This is a genomic window from uncultured Caballeronia sp. (assembly GCF_964243625.1).
GTDB lineage: Bacteria > Pseudomonadota > Gammaproteobacteria > Burkholderiales > Burkholderiaceae > Caballeronia.
The window spans coordinates 1-11,676 of sequence record NZ_CAXTGZ010000158.1; the positions used below are offsets into that span (position 1 = coordinate 1).

Consider the following 11,676-nt stretch of genomic DNA (forward strand, 5'->3'; position numbering starts at 1 on the left):
CATCTTCGCGGCAACGACCACCGACAGTGCACATCCAATGGCGAGATACGCCGCCACCGGGTGCCACGAACCCCCGGCGAAACTCACCAGCGCCACCGCGATGAACGGCGTAAACCCTCCGCCCACCACACTAGCCACCTGGTACCCCACGCCCGCGCCGCTATAACGATATTCAGTGCCGAATAGCTCCGTGAACATCGGCTGCTGGACGCTCACGACCATGTCATGCGCAATGTTCGCCAGCATCACCGAGAAGACCACGATCCAGACAGTCGAGCGTGCATCGAGCGCAAGAAAGAACGGCACCGCGCTCAACATGCCGATCACCGCGCCAATGATGTAGATGCGCCGGCGCCCGAAGCGGTCGGCGAGTATTGCAAAACACGGAATGGTGAGAATGCTGACGGCGCCCACCAGCAACCCGATGTTCAGGAAAAACTGCCGGGGCATGCCGAGGTTGCTCGTGGAATAACTCAGCGCGAATGCAGTGACGATATACATCGTGAAAAGCTCGGCAAGACGCAGCGCAATGATCAGCAGGAACGCTTTCGGGTGCTGGCGCAGCGCTTCGAAGATCGGCAAGCGTTTGGGCTTTTGTCCCTTTTCGATGACCTTGTGCACGAACTCCTGCGACTCCTCCATGCTCGATCGAACCCACAACCCGATCAGCACCAGCACGACACTGAACACGAACGGAATGCGCCAGCCCCAGCTCTTGAAAGTGGCATCGTCCATGGTCTGGCTGAGAATGGAGACAATCCCCGTCGCGAGAATCAGCCCAACGCCATAACCCACTTGCACGCCGCTGCTATAGAACGCCTTCTTTTTGCTCGGCGCACTTTCCACGGCCATCAATGCTGCCCCGCCCCATTCGCCGCCCACGGCAAAACCTTGAATCGCACGCAACGTGATCAGCATCACCGGCGCCCACCAGCCGACGGACGCGAACGTAGGCAACAAACCGATCATCGCCGTCGACAAACCCATCATCATCACGGTCAGCACAAGCATGCGCTTGCGGCCCAGCCTGTCGCCGTAGTGCCCGAACACGAAGCCGCCCAGCGGCCGGAACAGGAAACCCACGCCGAAGGTGCCGAACGCTGCGAGCGTGCCCATGGCCGGGCTCACTTTCGGAAAGAACTCGGTGTTGAACACGATCGCCGCGATGATCCCGTAGAGCAGGAAGTCATACCAGTCGACCACAGCGCCTACGAAACTGCCGAGTGCCGCCTTGCGGGCGCGGCTTTTATCGAGGTCCACACTCTCGACGCCGACAGGCTGGATTGCGATAGTCATTGCGTTGTCTCTGATATGTATTGGTTTGACTGTCCGATGTTTTTTTCATGCCGCTCGCGTAAGCGAGTCGATCGGTTCAGGAGTGGATGAAGCATAGGATGGCGTCTTTTGCAGGGCAACGGTTTCTATAGGTGTGAACGCGATTATCGAACGAGAATGTGCGATCAGCGATTGTTTATCGGGTTAGCACTAAGGCCTGGAACGGCGTCCGCGAGGCACGCCATCCGGATTCTGCATTATGAATGCGTGAAACATCAACGCGCTCATGTGAGCGATAATCGCCCGTACGCCATCACTGATCGCACGGATTTAGGATTAATGCTTATGACCAAACGACCGCCTCTCGACAAACGCGACTGGATCGCGGGGCTCGAAAAAGGTCTTGCAATACTCGAGGCTTTCGACAGCGACCATGCACGCATGACCCCGACGCAGGCCGCGGCTCGCACGGGAATGACGCGCACGGCCGCGCGCCGGCATCTGCTCACACTGGAGCATCTCGGCTATGTGGAAAGCGACGGCAAGCTCTTTGGCCTCACCCCGCGCGTGCTGCGAGTCGGTTGGTCGTACTTCGATTCCGCGCGCTTGCCCAAGCTCGTTCAGCCCTATCTGCAACAACTCAGCGCGACGCTCAACGAGTCGGTCTACATGAGCGTGCTCGATGAATGGGAGCTTGTGTTCATCGCGCGCAACGGCACCTCGCGTGTGATGACAACGGGCTTCGTGCTCGGTGCGCGAGTGCCGGCGCCGCTGACATCGCCGGGTGTGGTGCTGCTCGCCTACAAACCCGATGAAGACGCGGTGCACGAGTGGCTCAACACCACGTCGCTCGCGCCGTTCACGCCCCATACGCTAACCAACAAGGTGCGGCTGCAGGAGAAGATCCGGCAGGCGCGCGCCGATGGATTTGCGGTCATCGAACAGCAGTTGCAGGTTGGTGTGCGCGGGATTGCGGTGCCGGTGAAGGACCGGCATGGCGAAGTCGTCGCGGCGCTCAGCACCAACATGCCGATAGGACGCGAAACCACCGAAGCCGCCGTCAACCGCGTGGTGCATCACCTGCAAGAGACCGCGCTCGCCATGCTGAACGTTGTTTGATGTGGTCTGAGCGAGCCCCGACATCATGAATCTCCGGCACTTGCATGCGTTTGTCGTCCTTGCGGAAGAACTCAACTTCAGCCGCGCGGCCGAGCGATTACACGTCGCGCAGCCCGCGCTCAGCCAGCAGATCCGCGCGCTTGAAGAACGGCTCGGCACACAGCTCGTGGATCGTGGCAGCCGTCCGTTGCGGCTGACCGAAGCGGGAAGTTATCTGTGCATCGAGGCACGGCAGATCCTTGCATCGTTCGATCAGGTCGCGCTCGGCACACGTGAAATCGGACTCGGCTTGCGCGGATGGCTCGGCATAGGGTTCACGCGTTCATCGATGTATAGCGTGCTGCCTCCCGCGCTCAAGGCGTTTCATCGCGCGTATCCGAACGTCGAGCTGAAACTGTTCGAGATGCTCACCGAAGAACAGACCGACGCCCTGCATGAAACGCGGATTCACGTCGCCATCGGGCGGCAGGTGCAGGCCATTGCGGGCTGCACCACGCTGCCGCTTCTGCACGAGCGGGTCGCGGTCGTGCTCTCACCGGACCATCCGCTTGCGGGCAAGAAATCGGTGCGCATCACGCAACTTGCCAATACCCCGCTCGTGCTCTACCCGAAGCATTCAAACGGACTATATTCGCGCTTTGTGGAGTCGCTTTATCGCAATGCCGGCGTGACGCCGCATGTCGCGCATCAGGCTTACGAGATCCAGACGGCGATTGCACTGGTTGCGGCCGGGCTGGGCGTGACGTTCGTGGGTGAATCGGTTGCACGGCACGGTCGTTCCGATGTTGTCTACCTTCGCCTCGATGCACCGTTGGCGTCGCAGACGACGACGCTTTCAGCGAGCTTTCGAAGCGACGATACATCGTCTCATCTCCAAGCCTTTCTGAAGTGCCTCGCGCCCGTACTATAAGCAAATCATTATAAAAAGATAAAAACACGGTCTTGGACGCGCGGCGCCCGGGTTCGTAACATCACTTCCATCAGTCAGGCATCCCGTGCAATGCACGATCTTGCCGCAGCTCGCTGTCCCGCACGCCAACACATTCCGGACTTGATCGAAGCAACGCGGGCACCGCTCTGTGCGTATGCGTCCGTCCGCAAAAAAGCGATTCACCTATACGACACCCGGTCCACGGGCGCTAATAAAGACAGGAGACGTTGATGATCGACCCGATCGAAAGCTCGACCATGCGCAAGGTGTACGGCCGCCTAATGCCGTTGCTCTTCGCGATGATGTTCTTCAACTATCTGGACCGGATCAACATCGGTTTCGCCGCGCTCGATATGAACAAACAGCTCGGCTTCAGCCCGGCCGTGTTCGGTTTCGCAGGCAGCATCTTTTTCTTCGGCTACATGCTGCTCGAGGTGCCGAGCAACTTGCTGCTGCATCGTCTGGGCGCGCGGCTCTGGATCGCACGGATCCTGCTGACATGGGGCGCGGTCGCAGCCGCTACCGCTTTTGTTTTCAGCGAATCCAGCTTCTATGTGCTGCGTTTCCTGCTAGGCGTGATGGAAGCGGGCTTTCTGCCCGGTGTTGCGGTCTATCTGACGAAGTGGTTCCCGGTGCGCTACCGGGCGCGGGCGGTGGGCGGCTACATCATCGCGGGATCGTTTTCGGCGGTGCTTGGCGGACCTATCTCGACTGCGCTGATGACCTACGCGAACGGACCACTTGGCTTGCAAGGATGGCAATGGATGTTCATCCTCGAAGGCGTCCCCGCCATGCTGCTCGGCTTGCTGACCCTGCGGCTGATGACAGAACGTCCGACCGAAGCAGCCTGGCTCACGCCTGAACAAAAACACTGGCTCGAATCCACGCTCGCGAGAGAGCGCGAAGCGCTCGGCGCCGATAAACACTTCCCCATGCTGCGCGTCGCGAGCGATATCCGCGTCTGGAGCCTTGCGTGTCTCTTCGGCTGCGCGCTCGTGGGTATCTATGGCCTCTTCCTGTGGTTGCCGCAGATCGTGAAAAGCCTGGGTCACCTGAGCAACCTGGAAGTTGGATTTCTTTCAGCCGTGCCGCCGCTTCTCGGTGTGGTCGGGACGCTCGTGATCAGCCGCAGTTCCGATAGAACCGGCGACCGCAAGAAGCATCTCGCCTTCGTGTATGGAATGAGCGCGCTTGCAATTGCAGGCAGCGCCTACGCGCCGAATCCGGTGATTGCCTATGCGCTGCTTTGCGTGACCGGTCTTTTTATCTATGCAGGCAATCCGCTGTTCTGGAGCCTTGCTTCGTCATTCAGAACGGGCGCCGCGGGCGCGGCGACAATCGCGCTGATCAACACCATCGCGCAATTCGGCGGACTGGTCGGACCGTGGAGCATCGGCCTCGTGCGCAGCGCGACGGGCAACTTCAAGCTGGCGCTCCTGACGATCGCAGCGTTTCTTGTCGTGGCGACTGTCATTGCGCTGGTGATGCGCGTGAAGCCCTCTGAAGACGAACTCGAAGCGATGCCTGCCGGCGATACCCCTGCGGGACATCTTCATTAGCCTTGATCTGGAACCCAGCGATGATTATCGATTGTCACGGCCACTACACGACGTCTCCACCCGAACACGAGGCATGGCGTGCTGCGCAAATCGCCGCGCTGAAGGACGGCCTGCCGACTCCTGCGCGTCCGGTCATCACGGACGACCAGATCCGCGAGAGCATTGAAGGCGGACAGTTGCGCATCCAGCGCGAGCGCGGCACCGATCTCACGATCTTCTCGCCGCGCGCAGCCGGCATGGGCCATCACCTTGCCGGCGCCGATGCCAACGCACATTGGTCGCAAGAAAGTAACGACCTGATTCACCGCGTGTGTGCGCTTTTTCCGCGCAACTTCGTGGGTGTATGTCAGTTGCCGCAAGCGCCGGGGGTGGCGCCTGCGAATTGCATTCCCGAATTGCGCCGATGTGTGGAAGAGCTTGGTTTCATAGGTTGCAATCTGAATCCCGATCCATCGGGCGGCCACTGGACCGGACTGCCGCTGACCGACCGTTCGTGGTATCCGCTTTATGAAGCCATGGTCGAGCTGGACGTGCCCGCGATGATCCACGTTTCGTCGTCGTGCAATGCGAATTTTCATGCAACCGGCGCGCACTATATCAATGGCGATACGTCCGCATTCATGCAGTTGCTGACCGCGGACCTGTTCGCCGATTTCCCGACTTTGCGCTTCATCATCCCGCATGGCGGCGGCGCTGTTCCCTATCACTGGGGACGCTACCGCGGGCTCGCGCAAGACATGAAAAGGCCTTTGCTCAAGGACTATCTGCTCAAGAACGTGTTCTTCGATACCTGCGTATATCACCAGCCCGGCACCGACTTGCTGGCAAAAGTGATACCTGTAGAAAACATTTTGTTTGCATCGGAGACGATCGGCGCTGTCCAGGGCATCGATCCCGAGACAGGCCATTATTACGACGATACCCGTCGTTATATCGACGCCATCGAATGGCTCACCGACGCCGACCGCCAGCGCATCTTTGAAGACAACGCGCGCGCCGTTTATCCACGCCTTTCGAATCAGATCACCCGCCAGTTTTCCTGAAGGAGGAGCAATCATGAATCAACCTGGATGGCGCCGGAATGCATCCGCGCCGCAAGCGAGTCCCGAAGTGCTTGAGACGTTGCGCACCCTTGCCGTATCGCTGTTAAGCGACAACATGGCGCGTGCGAGCGGCACGATAGGACTTCTGCCCTATCACAAGCCCAAGCCTATGGCCGGAACGGCCGTAACCGTCCACACCCGTCCGGGCGATAACCTCGCGATTCATCGCGCGTTCGATTTTTGCCGCCCCGGTGATGTCCTCGTGATCGATGGCGGCGGCGAACTCACGCAGGCGCTCATGGGCGAGATCATGGCGACGTATGCTGAAAGCCTCGGTGTGCAGGGTCTCGTAATCGATGGCGCCATTCGCGACGTCGGGGCGCTGAGCGCACACGATTTTCCGGTCTATGCACGCGGTGCGACCCATCGCGGACCGTATAAAAATGGCCCTGGCGAGGTCAATGTGCCGGTGACCGTCGGCGGCATGGTGGTGCATCCGGGCGATATCATCGTTGGCGATGCGGACGGTGTGCTTGCAATTTCCCCCGACGATGTAATGACGGTCATCGAAGGCGCGAAGCGTCAGGCGGACAAGGAAGCCGCTGCGCTGCGCTCCATCGCCGAGGGACATTTCGATCGCGACTGGATCGAGGCACAGGAGAAAAAGATGATGGCTGTCTAAAACGATGCGCGGCGCCGCTTGAACGATTCAATGAACAGCGCGTTATCGGCGGCGCTGCCTATGGATACACGCATGCAGGTCTCGTAGCCCGCTTCGCGCCAAGGTTTGACGATCACGCCATCGGCAAGCATGCGCGCGGCAAGCGCGGCAGCGTCTTCACCGCAGTCGAAAAAGAGAAAGTTGCCAAGCGAGCGCGCCGGACTGATGCCGAGCGCTTCGAGCGCAGCACGCATTTGCGTTCGCCCTGCACGCGTGTCTTCGACGCTCGCGGCAACATGAGCCTGATCCGCGAACGCAACGGCCGCGGCTTCCTGCGCAATCTGATTGATGTTGAAGGGCGTGCGAACGCGGTCCATAAAGCCGGCGAGTTCGGGCGCCGAAGCCACGCCATAACCCACGCGCAAACCAGCGAGCCCGTAAGCCTTGGAGAACGTGCGCAGCAACAGCCACGGCAAACCGGATTCGCGCAGTATCGCGAGGCTGTCGGGATAACCGTGTTCGCCGGCGGCGTATTCGAAATAGGCTTCGTCCCACAAAACCAGCGTATTCGGCGATACCGCGCTCAACAGCCTCCGCATCTCATTCGCGTTCATCGCGCAACCGACCGGATTGCTCGGATTACTGATTATCACCATCCGCGTTTGCGGAGAGATTGCCGCGATCAACGCATCGACATCGAATTCCAGATCGGCGCGCATGGGCACAGTGATCACCTTCGCGCCAGCGCTCTGCGGATAAATGATATGCAAGCCAAACGACGGAACCACGGTGACCACTTCATCGCCGGCGCCAAGAAACGTATGCGCTGCAATCGCAAGCAAGTCTTCGGAGCCGTTTCCGAACAGCAACTGCTCAGGAGCGACGTTCAGCTTTTCAGCGATCATCGTGCGCAAGACGCTGCATGATGGATCGGGATAGAGCGAAAGTGAAGCGGCGGTCGACCACTGCGCCAGATGCGCCAGGACGGCCGCACTGGCCCCGCGCGGATTTTCATTGCTGCCGAGTTTGGCAACATGCGTCACGCCATATTGCGCACGCACGAGATCGCTCGATAAACCCGCGTTATAGGCCGGCAGGTTGCGCACTTCGGCACGCATGCCGTCGATAAATCCGGTAGTGCTCATCAAGTACCTTCCGCAGGCAATACCTTGCCCGGATTGAGAATACCGTGCGGGTCGAGCGCATGCTTGATCGCACGCATGCACGCAAGTTCGGCCGGACTGCGCGAATAACCGAGGAATGGCCGCTTGAGCAAGCCGATCCCGTGCTCCGCGGATATCGATCCCTTGTAATCGCGGACCATGCCGTAGAGTGCGTGATCGACCTCTTCCACCGTCACGCCGGGTATCGATCGCGCATCGAGCGTGACATGCAGGTTCGAGTCGCCTATATGCCCGAAATAGAACCCGCGATGCGTCGGCCAGCGTGCGCCAAAGTCCTTTCGGCATGCATCGACAAAATGACCGATCGCGCCTATCGGCAAGCTCACGTCGAAGTTGATCGGCTCCAGTTTTACCGGCAATTCCGCGGTCGCTTCGCGGATCGCCCAAAGCGCTTGCGTCTCGGATTGCGATTGCGCAATGACCGCGTTGAGCACAACGCCCGCCTCAAGTTGCGCATTGAGCGCAGCGGCGAACCGCTCGCCGTGGTCATCGGAGAAACCGGCTTGTTCGATCAGCGCATACACCGGATACGCTTCGCCCAGCGGCGATTGCTTTGATTGCGTCAGCGACACACCGAAGTCGTAAAACTCCGGCCACATGATTTCGAATGCACCGATTTCATCGCCAAAAGTGGATTGCAGCGACCGCAGCAACGCAACCGCGCCGTCATAATCATTCAGCGCGCAAAGCGCTGTGCTGCGTGCCGCCCGACGCGGCTTCAGCTTCAACACTGCACGCGTGATGATGCCAAGCGTCCCCTCCGATCCAATGAACAGATTGCGCAGGTCGTAACCCGTATTGTTCTTGACCATCTTGTTCATGGAACTGAGCACGGAGCCATCGGCGAGCACGACTTCGAGTCCAAGTACCTGTTCTCTCGCCGTGCCGGATTGCAGCACGCGAATACCGCCGGCGTTCGTGGCGAGATTGCCGCCGATCTGACACGAGCCGCGCGCACCGAGATCCAGTGCGAATTCGAAGCCAGCCGCCTGCGCAGCTTCCTGCACGGCCTGTAAAGTGGTGCCGGCGAGTACGGTCATGGTCGCGGCCGCTTCGTCGAGTTCTTCGATGCCGACAAGACGTTCCATCGAAATGCAAACATCGCCGCCTGTGGGAATCGAGCCGCCGGCGAGACCTGTCATGCCGCCTTGCGGCACAACACTGTGACGCGCTTCATTGCAAAGGCGCAGGACGGTCGCGACTTCATCGACCGAACGCGGCAGCACGACCGCCAGCGGCGGCACCGGCGAACGTCCGCTCCAGTCGCCAAGATAGCGCGGCTCGATCGCGTCGCCAGTGCGCACCGATGCCGGACCCAGTGTATCGATCAACTTTTGTACTATCTGGTTCATTCCGTGTTCAGCCATTCGCGCGTTTCTTTCTGTAACCCATCGAGTCATTGATGCGGCCGAGTATGTAGTCGCCGGCCGCGACCGGGTCGTACAGTGGCGGTGTATCGCTCAAGCCGAGATCGCGGGGATCGACACGGGCGCCGTAAGTCGGATCGTAGAAGGTCGCGATTGAATAACGCTCTTGTCCCGAACTGTTGATCACGCGATGCAGCGTCGAACGAAAGCGATCGTTCGACCAGCGCGCGAGCAGATCGCCGACGTTCACCACGAGCGTGCCGGGAATGGGCGGCGCGTCGATCCAGCTATCGGTCGCCAGCTCCTTCACTTGCAGGCCGCCCACGTTGTCCTGCCACAAAAGCGTGATGCATCCGTAATCGGTATGCGGCGCGACGCCGAACTGATCGGCGTCGGATTTGGGCGCTTGCGGCGGGTAATAAACCATCTGCGTGCGCTGCATGCGCTTGGTGTATTTATCGGTGAAAAACGCTTCGTCTATATCCAGGCTCACCGCGACCGCGCGCAGCAAATCCGCGCCGCATGCACCAATCGCTTCGTAATAACCATACAACGCCGGTCTCAGCGACGGCATGAAGTCCGGCCAGTTGTTCGGACCGCGCAATGCTTCGCCCGCGAGGACGCTGGGATCGTCCTCAGCCAGTTCCAGACCAATGCTGAAGAACTCTTTGTAATCAGGCTTGGTCGCCTGATACATGACGGCATCGCCAAGCGCATTAAAGCCGCGATGCCGATGATTCACCGCCACGCGACGCTTCACTTCCGGCGCATGCGCGAAAAATTCGCGCGCACCTTTAATGGCGCCGTCGAGCACATCGGCAGGCACACCGTGATTGCTCACGTAGAAGAATCCGATGCTCGTGCAGGCGTCGCGGATTGCCGCAGCGGCTTCGCGCAAGCCGGCAGGGTCATGCGCGCGAACGGCCGCCATATCGACGACAGGAATGTGGGAAGCCGATCTCATCCGTGACTCCAGAGATTTGAATACCGTCTGCTCATAGCCGCGAAAGCACATCAAGGTCGCGGCAACATCGTCTGTATATACCGCCAATTACGGGAGCGCAACCCGGCGTTTGTTCGAACTTGAGTAGGGTTTCGCACAAGCCCGACACTGACCCTCAAGAAGTATTTTTGACACGGTTGGCACCGCGAATTGACGGTATATACTGAATTGCGCCATCTGAATTTTATCGCTTCTGCCAACCCAACACCCGTCTAACCGCTTGCTCACCTGCGCAAACTCCATGAGGCCAGGTGCTCTTAAATCAGGGGAGTTCAACAATGAATGTGTTCTCGAAGTGGAAGGGTCGTTTGCTCGTGGCCGCGTTGGTCGCGACAGCGGTTTCGGTTTCGGCTCACGCGGAAGACCAGTTGGCGAAGGTCAAGAAGGCGGGTGAACTGGTCGTGGGAACTGAAATGCAGTTTGCGCCGTTCGACTTCCTGGAAAACGGCCAGCAACAGGGCTTCAATAGAGACTTCTTTGCTGAACTCGCGAAGGAAATGGGCGTGAAGGTTCGCTCGATCGACTTGCCCTGGCCGAGCGTGCTGCCAGGTCTGGAAGCCGGCAAGTTCGACATTGTCAGCGGTCCCGTGACCATCACCAAAGCGCGCATGGAACGCTACGAATTCATGCTGCCGATTGCGGATGGCACGGTTGCATTGCTCAAGCGCGCGAACGACACGAGCATCAAGACGAACGCCGATGTCGCCGGCAAAGCCGTTGGCGGCGGCAAGGGTTCGGCGCAACTCGACCAGTTGAAGCAGTACGTCGCGACGTTGCCGGGCAAAACGAACGTTCGGGAATACATCGACAATAACCAGGCCTATGCCGACCTTGCTGCCGGCCGGATCGTCGCCGTGGGTAACTCGCTACCGAACATTGCCTACGTGGCGCGTCAGCGTCCGGATACCTTTGCCGTGGTGCAGCCGCCGTTCGGAACGAAGGTGTTCTTCGCCTACCTCGGCCGCAAGGACCCGGACAGCAAACCGCTTATCGATGCAATCAACAAAGCGATCATCAAGATGCATGGCGACGGCCGTCTCGCAGCACTGCAGAAGAAGTGGTTCGGCGTAACCATGGATACGCCGACAACCATGCCAACGCCTAATTATTGATCCAGGAGCCGATGGCGCCGTGGCGCCTTCGAATCCCCTGCCGGACAGCACATGTTCAGCCTCCATGCATTGTTGGACGCCCTGCCGCTACTCATCAAGGCCGCGCAAGCCACGGTCCTGATTTCGCTTGTCGGGCTGGTGGTGGGCTTTGTCGTTGCGATCGCCGTGTGCAGCGCGAGGCTTTCGAAGAATGTTTTCATCTCGAAGCTCGGCGGTGCGTACGTCGGATTCTTCCGCGGCGTGCCGCTGCTCGTGCAGCTTCTGCTGACCTACTATTTTTTGCCATTCATCGGTATCAATGTGCCGCCGCTCGTCGCCGCTGCCGCAGCGGTGTCCTTGTGCGAGGCGGCTTATCTCGCCGAGATTCTGCGTGGCGGGTTCATCGGGATTCCGCATGGGCAACTCGAAGCCGCGCAGTTGCT

Annotated in this window: 11 protein-coding genes; 7 read left to right on the top strand and 4 right to left on the bottom strand. The window is 59.6% G+C overall.

All coding sequences use genetic code 11. The annotated features are described in order from the left end of the window. A partial coding sequence (shiA, locus tag ACFFAR_RS13125) for a shikimate transporter (RefSeq protein WP_174363361.1) occupies positions 1–1,296 on the bottom strand: 1,296 nt, incomplete at its 3' end. A gap of 324 nt (positions 1,297–1,620) precedes the next feature. On the opposite strand from shiA, the gene ACFFAR_RS13130 reads away from it, so the two are divergent. The 5 genes from ACFFAR_RS13130 (at position 1,621) to ACFFAR_RS13150 (ending at position 6,609) form a co-directional block, all read left to right on the top strand. Beyond that, the gene (locus ACFFAR_RS13130; RefSeq protein ID WP_062000849.1) at positions 1,621–2,394 is read left to right on the top strand and encodes an IclR family transcriptional regulator C-terminal domain-containing protein; all 774 of its coding nucleotides are present in this window, start codon (positions 1,621–1,623) and stop codon (positions 2,392–2,394) included. A gap of 25 nt (positions 2,395–2,419) precedes the next feature. Further along, positions 2,420–3,304 (top strand): LysR family transcriptional regulator, encoded by an 885-nt coding sequence (locus tag ACFFAR_RS13135; protein WP_061999421.1) that lies wholly within the window; start codon positions 2,420–2,422, stop codon positions 3,302–3,304. Between the two features lie 251 nt (positions 3,305–3,555). Further along, entirely contained in the window at positions 3,556–4,884 is a 1,329-nt protein-coding gene (locus tag ACFFAR_RS13140) for an MFS transporter (RefSeq protein ID WP_061999422.1), read from the top strand. Positions 4,885–4,904: 20 nt separating this feature from the next. Then, on the top strand, positions 4,905–5,927 hold the full coding sequence (locus ACFFAR_RS13145) for an amidohydrolase family protein (protein ID WP_174363363.1): 1,023 nt from the start codon (positions 4,905–4,907) through the stop codon (positions 5,925–5,927). Positions 5,928–5,940: 13 nt separating this feature from the next. Continuing rightward, the gene (locus tag ACFFAR_RS13150) at positions 5,941–6,609 is read left to right on the top strand and encodes an RraA family protein (protein ID WP_174363364.1); all 669 of its coding nucleotides are present in this window, start codon (positions 5,941–5,943) and stop codon (positions 6,607–6,609) included. Here the strand turns inward: ACFFAR_RS13150 and ACFFAR_RS13155 are convergent. The 3 genes from ACFFAR_RS13155 to ACFFAR_RS13165 are packed head-to-tail and all read right to left on the bottom strand — an operon-like array spanning position 6,606 to position 10,103. Further along, complete coding sequence (locus ACFFAR_RS13155) at positions 6,606–7,733, bottom strand: aminotransferase class I/II-fold pyridoxal phosphate-dependent enzyme (RefSeq protein ID WP_174363365.1); 1,128 nt, start codon at positions 7,731–7,733, stop codon at positions 6,606–6,608. The two genes, ACFFAR_RS13150 and ACFFAR_RS13155, sit on opposite strands and share 4 nt — an antisense overlap. Continuing rightward, positions 7,733–9,124, bottom strand: coding sequence for an FAD-binding oxidoreductase (locus tag ACFFAR_RS13160; protein ID WP_375507980.1), 1,392 nt, complete (start codon positions 9,122–9,124; stop codon positions 7,733–7,735). Before ACFFAR_RS13160 ends, ACFFAR_RS13155 begins: the two co-directional genes overlap by 1 nt. 7 nt (positions 9,125–9,131) lie before the next feature. After that, positions 9,132–10,103 carry an isopenicillin N synthase family oxygenase gene (locus ACFFAR_RS13165; protein ID WP_174365738.1) on the bottom strand — a complete coding sequence of 324 codons (972 nt, stop codon included), beginning with the start codon at positions 10,101–10,103 and terminating at the stop codon, positions 9,132–9,134. Positions 10,104–10,420: 317 nt separating this feature from the next. Here ACFFAR_RS13165 and ACFFAR_RS13170 point away from each other — a divergent pair, with 317 nt between their 5' ends. After that, positions 10,421–11,254: a transporter substrate-binding domain-containing protein gene (locus ACFFAR_RS13170; protein WP_375507981.1), complete on the top strand. Its 834-nt coding sequence runs from the start codon at positions 10,421–10,423 to the stop codon at positions 11,252–11,254. 51 nt (positions 11,255–11,305) lie between these two features. After that, positions 11,306–11,676 (top strand): ABC transporter permease subunit (locus ACFFAR_RS13175; protein ID WP_375507982.1); only part of this gene is annotated, 371 nt, incomplete at its 3' end.